Origin of the sequence: Gluconobacter sp. Dm-44, from assembly GCF_018256175.1 — a bacterium.
Taxonomy (GTDB): domain Bacteria; phylum Pseudomonadota; class Alphaproteobacteria; order Acetobacterales; family Acetobacteraceae; genus Gluconobacter; species Gluconobacter cadivus.
The window spans coordinates 18,818-35,996 of record NZ_JAERLZ010000011.1 but is presented as its reverse complement, the minus strand read 5'-3'; the positions used below and the strand labels follow the sequence as shown (position 1 = coordinate 35,996).

Sequence of the window (17,179 nt, the reverse complement as noted above, 5' to 3'; positions counted from 1 at the left end):
TCGGGCGGCGTTATCGCGCGCGGCCGGACTGACGGAGTGCGCGGGTGATCGAAGCCTGAGCAGATGTCAGTGCCTGATCGACCGTCATCTGGTCGGACAGGGTTGCTGCGACCGTCTGACCGACCTGAGTGCCGATGGACTGGAACTCGGGGATCGCGACGAACTGGGCACCCGTATAGGGGCGGGGCTGTGCGGTCGGGCCGTTGGGATCAGCAGTCTTGATGGCGTTCAGGACGAAAGACGCGAAGGGCGCCGCCTTGAGATATTCGGGGGCAGCATAGGTTGAGGCGCGTGTTCCCGGAGGGGCTGCAACCCAGCCTTTCCGTTCAGCCACCAGCTTCACATAATCCTTGGATGTGGCCCATGCGATGAAGGCTTGTGCGTCTGCGCTCTGATGAGAACTGACGGGCACAGCAAGGCTCCAGCTCCACAGCCATGTCGGGCCTTTGCCATAGGGGCCTTTGGGGGCAGGAGCGAAGCCGACCGTGTTTGCAACCTGTGACTGTTTGGGGTCGAACAGCAGACCGCCCGCGACCGTGGAATCAATCCAGATTCCGCAATGACCGCTGGCGAACAGGGCCAGGTTTTCGTTGAAGCCATTGGACGTCGCACCCGGAGGACCATCCGCCTTGAGGGCGGAGACGTACCAGTTCAGGGTCGCTTTCCAGGCGTCGGATGTCAGGGTTGGTTTCCACGACATATCAAACCACTGCGCCCCGAACGTGTTGGCGAGCGAGGAAATATACGCCATGTTTTCGCCCCAGCCGGGCTTGCCACGCAGACAGATGCCATAGACCTGATTGGGCTTGTCTGTGATCTTGTCTGCAAACTGGCGGATCTGGTCGTAAGTGGGCTGTTCAGGCATTGTCAGGCCCGCTTTCTGGAACAGATCCTTGCGGTAATAGGTTATGACGCTCTCGGCGTAGAACGGCAGAGCATAGAGCTTGCCTTCCGCGCTGAGGCTTTCGCGCACGGATGGCAGGATGTCGTTCATATCATAGGCGTCATCGGGCTTGATTTCTGTGAGCCAGCCCTGTTTGGCCCAGATCGGCACCTCGTAATTGCCAATGGTCACGACATCGAACTGGCCGGTTTTCATGGCGATGTCGGTCGTGACGCGCTGGCGCAGGACGTTTTCTTCAAGCGTGACCCAGTTCAGGTGAATGTCTGGATGGGCTTTTTCGAATTCCGTCGAAAGCTGACGCATGACGATCATGTCGCCGTTGTTCACGGTGGCAATCGTGAGGGTTCCAGCGGCTTGTGCGCTGGAAAGGACAGAGCCGGCGAGCAGGGCGCCAAGGGCGCAGAGGACTGTGCGGGTGGATTTCAGACGAAGCATGGGCGTTGACCTCTGGAAAAGGGGTTCTGGCAGATTGCGAACAAGAGACTGAAGAAGAACGGCAGGGCCTGTTCTCAGGCGGCGGCCTCCTTTTCCAGAACGTCGCGCATCTGCTGACGCCAGGTGATCTGGTTCGTGAGCATGTCGTGCGCGATGCTGCGTTTGGCGGCGTGATATGTGGCGGTGCGGTCGTCCGGGACGATCTCGTCTCCTGCATGGCTCATCCGTGCCATAGCCTGCCGCAGGTCAGGGTAGGCCCCGCTTGCGACAGCGCCGAGAATGGCGGCACCCAAAAGAACGGAATCAGGTTCTGCGGGGAGCAGAATACGGCACCCGGTTGCATTGGCGTGTTCGCGCAGGAAAACGGGGTTCTTGGTGCTGCCACCGGTCGCAAGGATCGTATCGATCCGGTAGCCCTTGGCATTCAGGGCGTTGATGATATCTTTCGTGCCGTAAGCGAGACCCTGCACTGTGGCGAGATAGAGCCGCGCCAGATCATCGAGCGTATCAGAGAGCGTCAGACCGCTGATCATGCCCCTCAAAGCCGGATCGGCATGGGGCGAGCGGTTTCCGTGGAAATCCGGAAAGACATGCAGGTCGGACGTGATTGTTCCTGGCAGTGCCTCGGCTTCAAGCGTCTCAATCCGCGCGTTCAGCAGCGCATATACGCTTGTTCCGGCTTTTTCGGCTTCCTGCTTAAGGGAAGCGCCAAGGCGATGACTGGAAATAACGAAGTCGATCAACGAGCCTGTAGATGACTGACCCGCCTCATTGAGCCACATTTCGGGGATCATGGCGTTCCAGTAAGGCCCCCAGACACCAGATACGAAACGTGCTTCTTTCGAGACCGCCATATGGCAGCTCGAAGTCCCGCAGATCAGGGAGATTGAGCGCTCAAGTTGCTCATCTGATAAAGACCCTTCCGTATTGAGTCCGAACAGACCGATGCCACCAGCATGGGCATCAATGGCAGAGACGCCCACGGGGATGCCGGGTGTCAGTCCCATTTCAGAAGCAGCTTGAGCGCTCAAGCCGGAATCCAGAGTACCGCCCAACGGACGCACATCATTTCCAATCCGGCTGAAATTGTCAGACGCAAGATCTCCCAGACCGACAGACTGAAAATATCCTTCGTCCCAGCGGTTTTCGTGAGCGAGATAGGTCCATTTGCAGGCCGTCGAACAGGCAGAGCGGGAGAGAGACCCTGTTGCGCGCCATGTCAGAAAGTCTGGCAGATCAAAGAAATGGGCTGCCTGATCGTAGATATGGGGAAGATGTCGCTTCAGCCAGAGCAGCTTTGGCGTTTCCATCTCAAGAGAAATCGAGCCGCCGACATAGCGAAGCACATCATGACCGCCGCGATTGATGTCCTGCGCTTCCTCAAGGGCACGGTGATCCGCCCAGAGGATGATGTTCTGCTCTGGTGCTCCGTCCGGATCTATCGACAGGGCATGGCCGTCCTTATCAAGGACGACAAGAGAGCAGGTTGCGTCGAAGCCAATTCCGGTAATGCGATAAGGCCCCTCAAGCATTGCCAGCGCGTTACGGGTCGCCTGGCAAATGGCGGACCAGATATCAGCGGAAGATTGCTGCGCGTAGCCTGCGTGTGGTGTCCATGTCTGGATCTTCTGGACGAAAGACGCTTTCTTTTGCCCGTCGAGGGTGAAGAGGCCTGCCCGGGCGCTCCCTGTTCCGACATCAATTCCAAGAACCAGATCCATAAACGACACCCAGACCCTATGAAGCAGAAAGCGTGCATGACGGGTTAGTCATGCCCAAGGTTTCATACGATCTATTTTGTGATTGAATGTCACACTATGACCGCAATAACTATCTCCAATTATGTTACATATAACGATATGGGTGTCCATAAGGGTATGAGATATTTTTCTCTCCTCCTGTAAGATGTGATTTTTCGGCCTCAGAGGCTTATTCCTGCGAACGGAGGCAGTTTGCGGTTTTGGTAATACCAAATCTGCTTTTGTTGAGAGCACAAAATGCTCAACCGGTTGTTATGGGAAATTATAAATGCAGACAGTGTCTAGATTGAAAATAATTATATATATTATGGAACGATAATATATCAGAAGATTATAGAAATTGAGATCTGATTGTATTTCTTGATGAGCTATAATTTGGTTCGTCGGGATGATCCGACGAACCTGTTTGAGATGGTAAGTATCTCTTTATTCGGAGAGGTTGCGCCAGAGGTCGATATGTCCTTCGCGGGCATACTGGTCGATCAACTTCAGTTCATCCGTGTTGAAAGACTGATTTTTCAGGGCATCCAGTGAGTCGTCAAGCTGCTGAACGTTGCGTGCGCCAATAAGGGCGGAGGTGACCCGGGGATCGCGCAGGATCCAGGCAATAGCCATCTGTGCGAGGGACTGTCCGCGTTTTTGTGCAATGTCATTCAGAGCCCGGACATGTGCGATATTGTCCTCTGAGAGCATCGCCTGGACAAAGGAGTCCCCAATGGCCGCGCGCGAGTTTTCCGGAACGCCGTTGAGATATTTGTTGGTCAGAAGTCCCTGAGCCAGCGGAGAAAAAGCAATACATCCAACGCCAAGGTTTTCGAGCGTATCGAGCAGTTCCACCTCAACCCATCGGTTAAGCATCGAATAGGACGGCTGATGGATGAGGAGCGGTACGCCTTCAGCCTTCAGGATGGCAGCGGCCTGTTTTGTTCGCTCCGGGCCATAGGACGAAATACCGACATAGAGTGCTTTGCCCTGGCGGTGCATCTGCACCAGAGCACTCATTGTCTCTTCAAGTGGGACATCCGGCGTTGGGCGATGCGAGTAAAAAATATCGACGTAATCGAGCCCCATTCTCTGGAGGCTCTGGTCGAGAGAGGCCAGAAGATATTTGCGGGACCCGCCGTTACCATAAGGGCCGGGCCACATATCCCAGCCGGCTTTTGAAGAAATAATCATCTCGTCGCGATGGGCCGCAAAATCCTTTTTGAGGATCGCGCCGAAATTCTCTTCGGCAGAGCCGTAGGGCGGTCCATAGTTATTGGCCAGATCGAAGTGCGTTACGCCACGATCAAAGGCGCGCCTGATGACGGCACGACCTGTCTCGAACACGTCAGTGCCTCCGAAATTGTGCCACAAGCCAAGAGAAATGGGCGGCAGGTCAAGGCCGGAGCGGCCACAGCGACGAAAGGTCGCTGTTTCATAACGGGAGGGGTTCGGTGTCCAGGTCATGCGGCTTTCCTTTTTGTACGTATCGTGATGCTGGCTTCAGTCAAACCGGGAGAGTGAAGCATGGTTCAGATGTGGCAAGACGTGTCGGGCGAACAGGTCGCATTCGCTCTGATGAGGGTAGCCTGACAGAATGAAGGCTTCCATCCCGAGTTCCTGATAGGCGCGCAGCTTGGCCAGAATCTGGTCAGGAGTGCCGACCAGGGCAGCACCACAGCCAGACCTTGCCCGCCCAATGCCGGTCCATAGAATGTCTTCAACATAACCCTCGCTATCGGCGCGATCCCTGAGTTCACCTTGCCGGAGCACTCCGGCAGTCGCAGCATCAAGTGAACGGTTGCGAATGCTGGCGCCGGTAGAGGCGTCCAATTTGGAAACAAGTCGGGAGGCGGCGGCGCGCGCCTCGGCTTCGGTATCCCGAACGATGACATGCACGCGATAGCCGAATTTCAGGGTGCGGCCGTATCGGGCAGCACGGGCCCGCATGTCAGTGACGACATCCCGAACGCCTTCGAGGGTATCGGGCCACATCAGATAGACATCGGCCGCTGCCGCTGCCGTTTCACGGGCGGCTTCGGAAAGACCGCCAAAATAAAACAGAGGAGACTTGCCACCGTAACCCTGCAAGCGAGGCGGGGCGATGGAAAGCTTGTAAAACTCTCCCTGGGTGTCGACAGGCTGACCGTTCAGGAGGGCTCGCAGGATATGCATATATTCCAGGGTACGCCTGTAGCGCGGGGCACTTTCCAGCGTCTCACCCGGAAGATCCGAGGAAATGATGTTGATGTCGAGACGACCTTCAGCCAGCTGGTCGAGCGTGGCGAGTTGTCTCGCCTGTTGAGGGGGCCAGACCTCGCCGCAACGAATGGCTGTCAGCAGTTTCAGGCGACGCAGCAGGGGAGCCATCCCACCGGCAAAAGCGATTGTATCCAGTCCCAGACTGTATCCTGAAGGCAGAAGGATACGGTCAAAGCCTCCTTTTTCCGCGCCCAGAACGATATTTCTGCAATGCTCCCAAGACGACTGGAGTGCCTTGTCCGGGACACCGAGAAATTCGTAGTCATCATCACACAGCGCAGAGAACCAACTGAATTCACAGGACGGAGTTGAGGCGGAGGGAACTAGCATCTGAAGACCTAATCACTAAATAATAATGTTTAATACTTATTTACCACTTTGATTAATTGATGTATAGCGCGCCTCACGGCATTAACAACAACACGTGGCGGACAATGCGTTTCATTCTCGTTGGTACCGGCCTTATGGCTCAGGAACATATCCGTAATCTGGTGCTTGTGCCCGAAACACGCGTCGTTGCACTTGTCGATCCCGAACCCTCTTCCATCGCATGGGCAAAAGAGAGTCTGCGGACCAGTTTTGGTGAGGATGCCGCAGATATCCCGGCTTATGCCGACGTTTTATCCATGCTTGCGGTGACTGAGGCTGATGCGGTGATTGTTGCCTCGCCGAATTACACGCATCACGATGTGCTTTTACCCCTGCTCGATACGGATCTTCATATTCTTTGCGAAAAGCCGCTTTGCACAACGGTAGCTGACGCCGCAGACATTGTCGCGCGGACAGATGGACGCAAGGGTATTTTCTGGGTTGGGATGGAATACCGGTTTATGCCTCCTGTCTCACGCTTCATCGCTGATGTGCATGAGGGCAGGATCGGTGTTTTGAAGCGGCTGGCTCTCCATGAGCACCGCTTTCCGTTTCTGGCCAAGGTTGGAGACTGGAACCGCTTCAACCGCAATACGGGCGGTACGATGGTCGAAAAATGCTGTCACTTTTTCGATCTTATGACCTGTATCGTATGTGCCAATCCTGTCAGCGTTTTCTGTTCGGGAGCGGCGGACGTCAATCATCTTGATGAGCGTTATGACGGTCAGGCGCCTGATATCATCGATAACAGTTATACCATTGTCGATTTCGACAACGGCGTACGCGCCATGCTGGATCTGTGCATGTTCGCAGAAGGAGCGGACGAGCAGGAGCAGCTTGTGGCGATTGGGGATCGCGCAAAGCTGGAGGTGGGTATTCCGTCCGGGGTCAAGGTTTTCTCCCCTCGCGTTCCTGTGGGTGAGCCCAAGGCCGTTGTGCGGGAGACGATCGAAGTTCGCGATGACGTGCTTGCTGCCGGACATCATCATGGGGCGACTTACTTCCAGCTCCTGGCGTTTCTGGATGCAGCCGCCGGGCGCGCACCGGTTCAGGTGACGGCCGCAGATGGTCTTCTGGCCGTGAAAATCGGGACGGCAGCCGAGATCAGTGCCCGGGAAAAACGGATGGTCAGACTGTCGGAACTGGACGGTTAAGGTCAGGACTGGCGGACTGGGCGAGAAGTTTCCGCACGGGCGCAAAAAGCGCCAGTGCGAGCCACCCCAGAATATAGGCGACAGCACAGTAAGCGAAAACAGGCTTCATTGACTGACCTGGAGCCGCAAACTGCCCCAGAAGGTGCAGCATGAGCGCGCCGCCGATATTTCCCGCAAAAGCGCCCACACCCGTTGCACGCCCAGTCATTCGTGTAGGAACCCACTCGGTAATGAATCCGAACAGATTGGTAGCAAAGGCCTGATGAGCAGCCAGAGTCAGCCCGCAGACTGCAATGCCAAGAGTCAGGCTGGACGTTGTGAGCAGAAGAGGGAGCGGCAGGGCGCACAAGGCGGCGAAAGCCATAATGGCGCGTCGTGCTGTTTCATGTCTATACCCGGCCCGAGTCAGGAAAAAAGGCGCGTACCCTCCCAGAATGGAGCCAATCCCTGCCATGCCATACGCTACGGCCAGAGGAAAACCCATGGAAGACGGTTCAAGTGCAAAGCGCCGATGGAGCAGGTCGGGTAGCCAGAACAGCAGGAACCACCACACCGGGTCTGTAAGAAATTTTCCCAATGCAAAACCTGTGACACAGCGCCATGCGGGAAGGGCGCTGGGCTCTGCATGATCCGTTGCCGAGGTCTGTGTTTCGCTGTCGTTCACGCGGGCGAAACGGAACCAGAGCAATGCGCAAAGCAGTCCTGAAGCCCCAACCGCGATAATTGTGCCGCGCCATCCCAGTACGGGGAATAGAAGAGCCACAATCAGAGGTGTGCTCATTGCGGCCAGATTTGGGGCTGCATTGAGCAGGCCGATCATGCGACCCTGAGCATCACGGGGGAATGTCGTTCTGATGGCCTTCATGCTGGCGGGTGTGCCCACACCCTCAAACAGTCCTAGAGCGATCCGGACGGCCAAAAAGCCGCTGACACTCCGCACCGCAGCATGCAGGATGGTTGCAAGGCTCCATCCTGTCAGACCAAAACCCAACGTCTTTTTTATTCCCAGACGATCGACAACCCACCCGCTGACCAGCAGGCTGACAGCGATGGTCGCTTGTGACCATGAGGAAATTGACGCGTAGTCAGCAGCAGTCCAGCCGAAAATACGGTCCAGTTCAGGCTTGAGCAAAGCGAGAATCTGTCGGTCTGCGTAGGCGATGATACCGATCAGAAACAGCAGAGAGGGTATTAGGACGGACAGTCTTTCTGTGGTGTCCGGTTGTGCTGTTTCTGATCCCTGTGATGGACTGAGGAGCCGTCTGATCATTGGCTCAGAAGTCCTTGTGCAGGGTAAAGCCACCATAACGGCCGTAATCGCGCGGAAGCCAGTTTACGACACCTCCCAGGCTCCCATAGCCCATATAAGAGGCGTAATGTGTATTGATGGCGTTACGCATGATGAGCGTAAGACGCAACCGATGCTTCCTGTCCTCGATCGTCGTACTCATGTTCCAGATTCCATAAGCTTTCTGGATGGTGTCGGGCGTTTCCGTCAGCGAATACTGGGTGCGGCTCTGCCATGTGTAATCGCTGTCGAGAGAGAGCGTGAAACGATCATTCAGTGGTCGCGTGTAGTCCGCATTCAGAACAAGTTTCCAGCGTGGGGCAAAAGGTAGGGGTTGGCCATTGACATTGCAGGAAAGAGGCGCCCCCGCAGGGCAATTGAAATGATCAACCGTTGCATAAGTATAGGCAAAATTACCTCCGACTGTCAGATAGCGGAATGGACGTGCGGTAATATCACCCTCTACGCCTTTGCTCGAAACAGTTCCTGCATTGATAAGGCGCGTAACAGTTGCACCGGCAACAGTATCCAGAAAGTTGGCCTGATAGTTGGAAAAATCTTCAATGAATGCTGCGAAATTCGCTGTAATTCGACGATGCAGGAATTGTGACTTCACGCCGATTTCAAAACTGTTATTCTGTTCGGGCCGTAGGGATTTTGCATCGGTGTTCTGCATATTGAAGAAGACGTTATAAGCTGGCCCCTTATAACCATGAGAGTAAGTGAAATAGGTATGGATATCGTGGCTGATGTCGTATTGCAGGCCGATCCGGTCTACATATCCGTTATGAGCTGTTGAGCCATTGGAAGAATAGTCTGGACGGATGCCCGTTACCGCCGCGGCAGATGTCGATGTGCGGTTGAAGCGGTAATCCAGATCGTCTCTCAAAAGTCGAAGCCCCAGAATGGCCCTGAAATTCTTTGTGAAGTTCAGATTGCCTTCTGCAAAGACCGCGTAATTGTTTCCGGTGGTTCCGAAATTTGCATGTCCGGAAGTGGATGTTCCTCCATAAGGCTGCAAAGACCGATCATATGTCTCTGAATCAGAGGTATGAAGATAATACAGACCGCCGACGTAATCGAAAAAATGGCCTTTCGGGGAGGCAATACGCACCTCTTGTGACGCCTGCCAGAAGTCCAGCCACCCATGATCAGCGAGTTGCGGCAGGGAAGGGTACGGCTGAGACAGTTGATCATAATCTTGATCCTGTGTGTTCTGCCAGCGCCGGTAGGCGGAAATGGAAGTCAGAGTATAAGCGCCAAACTTCCGATCAAGCGTGATTGAAGCCCCCCCATTGTGATCAATGGATTTGCTGAGGGTATTGTTGCTGACGCGTGTATTGTTCGATGAAGGATTAATGCCCTCGGCACTTAGAGCCTGCGCCAGAGCGGCATTGTTCGTCACTGTTCCTGTAGGGTAGGCAACATGTGAGGTCGATGAAAAGACTCCATTGGGAACGGCATCGTTGGAATACATATAATCCAGTCCAAGGGTAACCCGTGTCTGGTCGTCTGGCGTCCATGCCAGCTTCGTTCTCGCCCCTCGATGCTGATATCCATTAACGGTTTCGCTGTTGTACACATTACGAACATTCCCAGTATAGCCGCCTACCAGAAAAGATCCATTGGCAGTTAGCTTTGAGGGAATAAGTGTGCCCGAGGCTCCAGCACTCAGACGATATTCGTCGCCCGAAAAATAGGACGCATCAGCATGGGCATGAAAGGCTTCTGTGGGCGCTGCAGTGACGATATTCACCGCGCCTGCCGAAGCATTTTTACCAAACAAAGTACCCTGGGGTCCCCTTAATACTTCAATATGCTCAAGATCGAGAAGATCCGCAGTGGCCTGACCCGAGCGGGCCAGGACAACGCCGTCCAGAACGGTGGACACAGAGGGTTCTACGCCTGGAGAGGTGGAAATTGTGCCTATTCCACGCACAAAAACTGTCCTATCTTTTGAGGAAGCGCTTGTTCGGAAATTGGCTGACGGAATGAACTGGAAAATACCCTGAAGATCATGAACGTTGTTCCGTGCAGCATCTTTTGCAGTGAAAACAGACGTGGCAACCGGGACTTTCTGCAGAGGCTCGCTCCGACGACGGACAGTGACAGTAATTTGTTCTTCACCACCTGAAAGCGTTGTTGAAGGACCTGTATTTTGTGGTTTTTCCTGCTTTTTCTTTATCCGAGAAGATGCAAATTCTGACGCATCTGCCTGCCCCGTGGTTAATCCCAGACCTGCGATGACCATCAGGGGAACGATGCATTTCGCATATGGAATTTGCCGTAGAGTGAGGAGAGGCAAAGAACGATGTGAGTATTTCACTATTCTATCTCGGATGTAAGATTTTATATCGTTATCCAACTATCATAGTGAGAGATAAAAAAATACACACGCACGGAATGTTTTATAGAAAATAACATTATATAATGGTTATTAATGTTTTTGGGGAATATCCCACTATGGATTGATATTTTTATAGAACTTGAAAGGATTGTTACGGGACGTTCCGGTATAGGCACGCATGTCGTGCGAGTGACAGTCCAGATTACGTTGACAAAAGACCTGACCCAAAGCCTTACGGCGGCAAAGGTGATGAAACTTCTCGGGACAAGGCGGTCTCGTCGGAACGGATCGCAAAATGTGGCTGTGGTCGGTAAAGCCGCCAGTCTGTTTTCTATGGACCACCGCAGCTTTTGCGTGATGGAATGACCGGCAGGATTTCGTGCATCAGCAGATATTGGAGGAAACGATTATTTGTTATCGCTCTGGTCGGCCAGCATGGCGTTGGGGTTCTATAGCGGCAGAGTCATTAGGGCACCTCACAGGTCCTGTTCAGCCCAACGTCCGCGCTTAGACGGCAGAAGCGTATCAATCAGAGCTCCCTGTTTGAGGAGGGCATTTCTGTTCAATCCAGCCCTCTGTCGTGTGCTCAAAAAGGGGGGAGGAGAAGCAGCTTAGAACAGGAAAAGAAAAGCGGTTCTTCCAACGATCACTTTGCGTCATGACACAAAGGCCTCCGATGGGAGACACGCCTGCCGCTGCAAGAATATTCACACCGGCAGCCAATGATTGCCCCGTACTGACTACGTCATCAACGATGATAATTTTCTTGGCCGCGCGGAGCAACGGAAGCAAGTTGGGGTCAAGGTAGAGGTTTTTGGTATTGTCTGGACTGGTAATGGACGAAAGGGGGGCAGAAAGCGTATCTTTATACCAGAATTTTCGCGATGTGCTCAGCGGCACATATCGTGGCAGTCCGCACCCACGGGCGACAGCCGCAGCCAGACCTAGACCCAAAGTCGGCATACCGACAACCAGATCCGGCTTCAGTGATTGGGCCAGATTGACCAATTCTTCACACAACACATCCATCACTTCAAAGGATGTCTGATTGACCAGAAGGGATGAGACCGCCTGCTTTCCATTCGGTAGAGTACGCAGAGGGAGGTCAAGATTCCGATTTCCTGCACGAACCCTGTAACGATCGGTATAGGGGCCGCTCAGTGCAACATCCGGTGCGAAAACCTGCCAGAAAGGAAGAGTGCTCATGCTGGCAGTTCCACAAATTTTGAAAGAACCGATACGGCTCTGTGCAATACAGTCTCGTCAAAATCAAACAGACTGGCATGATGAGGGGCGGTAATATCTGCCCCAAACAGGCAATAACCAGCTTTGCCCCCGCGCTCCTGCACGCGCTGCATCATGAAGGTTGCGTCATCACCGCCACCTATCGGCCAGCTCTGAATAACGGCGGCACTTTCTGTGCCAAGAATCGCATCTCTCAAACGCTCCATAATTTCCGGGTCGGACTGAGCGCTGATGGCTGTTCCGTAAATGTCGATTTTGACTTCAACACCCTGAGTCAGAGCCGCGCCTTGCAGGGTGCGCGTTGCGCCGTCTGTCAGGCGACTGAGGCCTTCGCGGGTTGAAGCACGCAGTTCAAGTTCGAGATAGGCCTGATCTGCAATGACGTTTCGGGCACGGCCTGCTTGTAACAGACCCACGTTAATCCTCGTATCAGACTGTCCATCGCGAGGTAGCGCATAAAGACCAGGAACGGCGATAGCCGCAGCGAGCAGGGCGTTCCGGCCTTCCTCAGGGCACATCGCCGCATGAGCCGCTTTGCCCGTGAAGGTCACATTCCACTTTTCCGCCCAAAGAAAACCATCAGCCGTCAGGGCAATCTGCCCGCTTGGAAGCTGGCAGCCAAGATGAGTAGCCAGAAAACGGTCGACATCATCCAGAAGTCCACTCGAAACGATCGGCTGGGCTCCGCGCCCTCCTTCTTCCGCAGGCTGGAAAATAAACCGGAGTGTTCCCTTCCATTCTGCTTCTGGACGCGACAGTTTTTCTGCGACAGCCAGCCCTATAGCCGTATGACCATCATGGCCGCACGCATGCATCCGCCCTTCGTGTCGAGACCTGAAATTGCCCAGAGCCGGAGAATGATGTGATGATGAACTTTCGTGGACGGGGAGGGCGTCCATATCAAAGCGAAGAGCAACAACCGGGCCTTCACCACGTCGAATTTCTCCGCAAACAGCCGTCTGGCCACCGGGCATTCTTTTCAGCCAAAAAGGGTCTGCTCCATTTGCGAGGGCATCTTTTTGGGCAGCCTGAATATCTTCTTCTGTAGGCAATCCACGAACATCGTTCATGGACATGATCTCCGGCCCAACCCTGACAGAATAACCCAATTCTGTCAGGCGTTGAGCGACAAGTGATGCCGTTCGGTATTCAAGAAAGGCTGTTTCGGGAAAGCTGTGGAGATCGCGACGCATGGCCGTTACGTCGTGGGGAAACGTCATCAGGCAGTCTCCATGACCATGTTGGTGATGATTTCACCTGTCATACCATCCGTAATCCCCAGATCTGTGACGTGTGGCCCGGGATTGCAGGCGAGAGAGGCGCCCGTCACCAGCTTGATCATGGCGGTCGGACCGTCCCATGTTGTCGCCGCTGCTGCGGCATTCCGAACGGCTGTAAACTGATGACTGACAACCTCCAGATTTTCCGGAGAAAGCAGCCCGCACACAGGAAGTGGAACATGGGCGATAATTTTGCCGTTCCGTGCGACTGCCATGCCCCCATCACTCGCAATGAGAGTGTTGGCTACAAGCGCCATATCTTCCGGATTTTGACCGAAAATCGCAAGATTATGGCTATCATGAAGGATCGTTGTGCCGATTGTGGCTGACCAGTCTCCCCATCCCTCAAGAATGCCGAGCCCAGGTGGCCCGTTTTTCCCATAGCGGTTGAAAACAGCCATGAGCGCAGCGTCAGGTGGCAGAACGAGATGGCCCGCTTCAACGCTCATTTCCCGTTCTCCCCACTGAGTGGTGCGGGGTGTACGGACAGTTCGAACACGGACTTTCGTGGCATCGGCCACCGCAATCTGAAAATCTTCAGGGGTGACAGGCGCGTGGTTTATGGTTTTGAGCGGAAGTCCTGGCAGCTCAGTCGGGAGGCCGATCAGAAGCGTTCCGTGTGACGCAGCATGGATGCCGGATGTGAAAACCTCCAGAGGCGTAAAATCTGAAAGGTTGTTGAAAACTACCAGATCCGCCCGGCGGCCAGCTGCAACAAGGCCAAGATCTCGCCGTTCAAGGCGCATCGCTGCATTCAGCGTTGCGCAACGTAGGGCATCCAGAGGCTGCATTCCTAAAGAAACGAGGCATCTGAGATGATGAATCATTCCCCCACGGCGCAACAGATCATCTGGAAAAACATCATCCGTACAGAGCGTGACGGTTTGTGGAACGCAGCCCAATTCTTCAAAGGCCGCAATCGCTTCAGGCAGGATATTTTCATGGGAAACTCGCAACTCCAAGGTCATACCGGATCGGAGTTTTTCCAGAATATCAGCTTTAGACGTCAGCTCATGGTCTGACTCTATGCCAGCAGCCATAAACGCCTGAAGGTCTCTGCCTTTGAGGTTTCGTGCATGGCCACATATCAGTTTTCCGCTTGTAAGGCCGGCGTTGACAATACTCTTCATGCGAGGTGAGCCCGTGATGACGCCTCGCATATCCATCACTTCAGCAACACCGATCACTTCAGGCCAGGATAGCATCTCTGCCATGGCCGTTTCGTCAAAGACAGCACCAGAGCGTTCCAGCCCCGGTGCGGACGGTACACAGGACGGGGCTTCGACCAGAATGCGGAGAGGAAGGCCTTTGGTGGCTTCAATGGCCCATTTCACGCCATCCAGACCACTGGCATTTCCGATTTCGTGTGGGTCCCAGCACACGGTCGTCGTTCCTTGCGGTACTACGGTTTTTGCGTAGATCCGGGGGGTAATCATGGAACTCTCGATATGCATATGAGAGTCAATAAGTCCTGGCGCGATCACTGCACCTGCGAGATCGAAAATCTTGAGCGCATCCTGACGCTGACCCGTTGGGTGTGTGCTGGCAATCAGCGGCCCAATCAACCCGACATCAGCGTTACGCAGTTCTCCCGTCGCAACATCAGCAATCTTTCCATTCACAAGCAGAATATCGAACGGCGCCCGCCCGGTTGCTGCATCCACGGCGCGTTTGCGCAGTTCAGGCGTGGTCAGAGAAGAGCTGACATCAATCATGCGTACTGATCCGATTGGCTGCGTCTACAAACGTCTGGATGAAACGAGGCGTATCGACTGCTGTGACAATTCGGACGGGGCGCTCACCAATGTGGGGGCGGGTGCTATCAGGCCATACATGAGCGTATCCGTAATTCGGACCATGCGTCAGATCGACTGTCATGTATGCCGTTACGCTATGTGTCATCAAAGTCGGATCCAGGGCGATAGCCGCGGCCAGTTCATCCCACATGGGTTGTGGGCGGAAATAGCGCTTCAGATAATCTGAAACAGGCCCAGGATGGAGGGTGGCCTGGTCGCGGATTTCAGGTGTCATGCGAATGGGATTGGCGACGGCCCCGATCGAAATTACCTCTGGAAATGGCGCTTCCAACGCAATGGCTGCGGCTTCCGGATCAAACATGAAGTTGAAATCGGTATAATAATCCGCACTATCCGTCACTTGGGAAAGGTTGCCATCAACGATGGCCCCCATGAAAACGAGCCTGCGACAGAGTGAGGCGAATTCTGGATCCAGCTTGATGGCAAGAGCGACGTTCGTCATGGGGCCGGCTGCGAGAAGAGTGACCTCATGAGGATGTTCATGGACCTGGCGGATAAGAAACAATGCGGCCTTCTCCGGAGAGACAGGGCGGTTTGGCATTCCTTCTTTGAGTGTTTTGATCTGAGGCTGAAGATCAGGAGCATCTCCACGCCATGCGCCCTTCCATGGCATCTTACCATTGGATTTTTCCCAGGCGAGAAGACGTGGGCGTGAGTTGACCAATGGCTGCGTTGCACCTGGAACGACAGGCAATTTCGCCGACGCAGAGGCTATTTCCAGAAAGCGGGACAGGTGGGCAACCGCTTCGTTTTCCCAACCGTCTCCAACCACGACTGTAAAGCCAAGAAGGGTTGCTTTGTCTGGTTGCCCCAGCAAGGGAATGACGGATTGGATGTTCGTTCCGCCCGGACCCGCGAAATCGTTGTCGATGATGACATAATTGCGTGTCGGCGTTGTCTGAGCCTGAGCGAAAGTCAGAGAAGAAAAGCCGAGCAGAAGAACTGAAAGGCGAAGTCTGGAAAACATGGAAAAATCCCCTCAGCCGTGACGGCCATGCATCTGGGCTGAAACAGCAAAAAACATAATGAAAATCACGCATAGACCCCACACGACTGGCGATACTGCCCGCCCGCGGCCGGTTGCGAGAGCCATGGTTGCGTATGAGAATGTTCCGATGGCCATGCCGTTGATGAGATTGCCGGTCAGAAGAGCGATAATGAATGTCAGTGCGGCAGGAGCACTTTCCTTGAGATCGGACAGATCCAGATGGCGGACCCCCTGAAACATCATCATTCCCACCATGAGGAGAGAAGGCGCTGTTGCCTGAGGTGGAATGATCATGAACAAAGGCCACAGGAAAAGTGCTGTAACGAACCCTCCCGCTATAACCAGAGCCGTCAGGCCGGTTCGACCGCCAGCATGAACCCCTGTAATGGATTCAGAATAAACCGTTACAATCGAGGTTCCCAATACTGGAGCCAGAATACTTCCGGCAGCATCTGTTATGAAAGCTTCTCGGGCTCTAGGAATGCGACCACTTTCCGACACCATTCCTGTCGCGGTTACAACGCCCAGCAGGTTTGCGAGCGTGCCGAACAGTTCAGTGCAGAGGAAAAAGAACAACATCGGCAGGACGTAGAAGATGTGATGCACGAGATAGAGTGGTTCGAGCTGGAAAGCCGTCTCATGGGGCATGCGGGGAAGCGCAAAGATATGTGTGGGCCAGGGCGTGATGCTTCCACCTTTGCCGTCGGGAAGAAAAAGCCCGACAAAGGTTAGAGCAATAATAGAAATGATCAGGGCACCTGGGACCCGTCTGGCGACAAGAACTGGTGTGAGAATAAAACCAGCCAGCGTCATGAGCACTTTGGGATTGGTAATGGGCCCCATGGACACAAAGGTAGAGGGACTGGGGACAACAAAGCCGGAATTGCGCATTCCGATGAACATGATGACCAGACCGACCGCAACCTGAATACCGATCCGGAGTGTATCAGGGATCTCTTGGGCAATGCGCTCGCGAATGCGTGTCAGGCTCATGACCATGAAAATCAGCCCTGTCAGGCAGACCAATGCAAGAGCTGCCTGCCAGGGAACGCCCATCTGTTTGACCAGAATGATCGCAAAGACCACATTCGATCCCATGGCCGGCGCGACGCCAAGGGGAAGGTTTGCCAGAAGCCCCATCAGGGTCGTGCTGAAAATTGCAATCATGCATGTGGCGCTCAGGACGCTTGCGCGGTCCATGCCAGCTTCCGCCATGATCATGGGATTGACTGCAACGCAGTAAACCATTGCGGCGAAGGTTGTCAGGCCAGCAATAACCTCACGGCCAGCGGTTGTCCCGCTGGCCGTGAGGTTGAAAAAACGATCAAAACGGGCGTAAAACATCCGA

12 protein-coding genes are annotated in these 17,179 nt (G+C 54.3%); 1 reads left to right on the top strand and 11 read right to left on the bottom strand.

The genetic code is table 11. The features are described from left to right. Nucleotides 1-10: 10 nt before the first annotated feature. From JK213_RS12485 to JK213_RS12470, 4 genes are all read right to left on the bottom strand, one after another. A complete protein-coding gene (locus JK213_RS12485; RefSeq protein ID WP_194262863.1) occupies nt 11-1,339 on the bottom strand; it encodes a sugar ABC transporter substrate-binding protein in 1,329 nt (442 codons plus the stop codon). A 74-nt stretch (nt 1,340-1,413) separates the two neighbouring features. Beyond that, entirely contained in the window at nt 1,414-3,060 is a 1,647-nt protein-coding gene (locus JK213_RS12480) for an FGGY-family carbohydrate kinase (protein WP_194262862.1), read from the bottom strand. Between the two features lie 465 nt (nt 3,061-3,525). After that, nucleotides 3,526-4,548 carry an L-glyceraldehyde 3-phosphate reductase gene (gene mgrA / locus JK213_RS12475; RefSeq protein ID WP_194262861.1) on the bottom strand — a complete coding sequence of 341 codons (1,023 nt, stop codon included), beginning with the start codon at nt 4,546-4,548 and terminating at the stop codon, nt 3,526-3,528. Between the two features lie 36 nt (nt 4,549-4,584). Continuing rightward, nucleotides 4,585-5,673, bottom strand: a complete 1,089-nt coding sequence (locus JK213_RS12470) for an LLM class flavin-dependent oxidoreductase (protein WP_194262860.1) — start codon at nt 5,671-5,673, stop codon at nt 4,585-4,587. A 104-nt stretch (nt 5,674-5,777) separates the two neighbouring features. Here JK213_RS12470 and JK213_RS12465 point away from each other — a divergent pair, with 104 nt between their 5' ends. Continuing rightward, nucleotides 5,778-6,866, top strand: a complete 1,089-nt coding sequence (locus tag JK213_RS12465; RefSeq protein ID WP_194262859.1) for a Gfo/Idh/MocA family protein — start codon at nt 5,778-5,780, stop codon at nt 6,864-6,866. Here the strand turns inward: JK213_RS12465 and JK213_RS12460 are convergent. From JK213_RS12460 to JK213_RS12430, 7 genes are all read right to left on the bottom strand, one after another. Then, entirely contained in the window at nt 6,841-8,136 is a 1,296-nt protein-coding gene (locus JK213_RS12460) for an MFS transporter (RefSeq protein WP_194262858.1), read from the bottom strand. The genes JK213_RS12465 and JK213_RS12460 overlap by 26 nt on opposite strands. A gap of 4 nt (nt 8,137-8,140) precedes the next feature. Next, nucleotides 8,141-10,405, bottom strand: coding sequence for a TonB-dependent receptor (locus JK213_RS12455; RefSeq protein ID WP_194262857.1), 2,265 nt, complete (start codon nt 10,403-10,405; stop codon nt 8,141-8,143). A 621-nt stretch (nt 10,406-11,026) separates the two neighbouring features. Then, nucleotides 11,027-11,707, bottom strand: coding sequence for a phosphoribosyltransferase (locus JK213_RS12450; RefSeq protein ID WP_194262856.1), 681 nt, complete (start codon nt 11,705-11,707; stop codon nt 11,027-11,029). Continuing rightward, on the bottom strand, nt 11,704-12,966 hold the full coding sequence (locus JK213_RS12445; RefSeq protein WP_194262855.1) for an amidohydrolase: 1,263 nt from the start codon (nt 12,964-12,966) through the stop codon (nt 11,704-11,706). The genes JK213_RS12450 and JK213_RS12445 overlap by 4 nt, the downstream gene beginning before the upstream one ends. Beyond that, on the bottom strand, nt 12,966-14,741 hold the full coding sequence (locus JK213_RS12440) for an adenine deaminase (protein ID WP_194262854.1): 1,776 nt from the start codon (nt 14,739-14,741) through the stop codon (nt 12,966-12,968). The genes JK213_RS12445 and JK213_RS12440 overlap by 1 nt, the downstream gene beginning before the upstream one ends. Further along, nucleotides 14,734-15,810, bottom strand: coding sequence for a nucleoside hydrolase (locus JK213_RS12435; RefSeq protein WP_194262853.1), 1,077 nt, complete (start codon nt 15,808-15,810; stop codon nt 14,734-14,736). The genes JK213_RS12440 and JK213_RS12435 overlap by 8 nt, the downstream gene beginning before the upstream one ends. Nucleotides 15,811-15,822: 12 nt before the next feature. Next, a complete protein-coding gene (locus tag JK213_RS12430) occupies nt 15,823-17,175 on the bottom strand; it encodes an NCS2 family permease (protein ID WP_194262852.1) in 1,353 nt (450 codons plus the stop codon). Between the last annotated feature and the right edge of the window lie 4 nt (nt 17,176-17,179).

What these genes read in the sequence shown, in the direction of transcription:
- JK213_RS12485 (WP_194262863.1), bottom strand. Translation starts at nt 1,339, where the DNA reads ATGCTTCGTCTGAAATCCACCCGCACAGTCCTCTGCGCCCTTGGCGCC.
- JK213_RS12480 (WP_194262862.1), bottom strand. Translation starts at nt 3,060, where the DNA reads ATGGATCTGGTTCTTGGAATTGATGTCGGAACAGGGAGCGCCCGGGCA.
- mgrA (WP_194262861.1), bottom strand. Translation starts at nt 4,548, where the DNA reads ATGACCTGGACACCGAACCCCTCCCGTTATGAAACAGCGACCTTTCGT.
- JK213_RS12470 (WP_194262860.1), bottom strand. Translation starts at nt 5,673, where the DNA reads ATGCTAGTTCCCTCCGCCTCAACTCCGTCCTGTGAATTCAGTTGGTTC.
- JK213_RS12465 (WP_194262859.1), top strand. Translation starts at nt 5,778, where the DNA reads ATGCGTTTCATTCTCGTTGGTACCGGCCTTATGGCTCAGGAACATATC.
- JK213_RS12460 (WP_194262858.1), bottom strand. Translation starts at nt 8,136, where the DNA reads ATGATCAGACGGCTCCTCAGTCCATCACAGGGATCAGAAACAGCACAA.
- JK213_RS12455 (WP_194262857.1), bottom strand. Translation starts at nt 10,405, where the DNA reads ATGGTCATCGCAGGTCTGGGATTAACCACGGGGCAGGCAGATGCGTCA.
- JK213_RS12450 (WP_194262856.1), bottom strand. Translation starts at nt 11,707, where the DNA reads ATGAGCACTCTTCCTTTCTGGCAGGTTTTCGCACCGGATGTTGCACTG.
- JK213_RS12445 (WP_194262855.1), bottom strand. Translation starts at nt 12,966, where the DNA reads ATGACGTTTCCCCACGACGTAACGGCCATGCGTCGCGATCTCCACAGC.
- JK213_RS12440 (WP_194262854.1), bottom strand. Translation starts at nt 14,741, where the DNA reads ATGATTGATGTCAGCTCTTCTCTGACCACGCCTGAACTGCGCAAACGC.
- JK213_RS12435 (WP_194262853.1), bottom strand. Translation starts at nt 15,810, where the DNA reads ATGTTTTCCAGACTTCGCCTTTCAGTTCTTCTGCTCGGCTTTTCTTCT.
- JK213_RS12430 (WP_194262852.1), bottom strand. Translation starts at nt 17,175, where the DNA reads ATGTTTTACGCCCGTTTTGATCGTTTTTTCAACCTCACGGCCAGCGGG.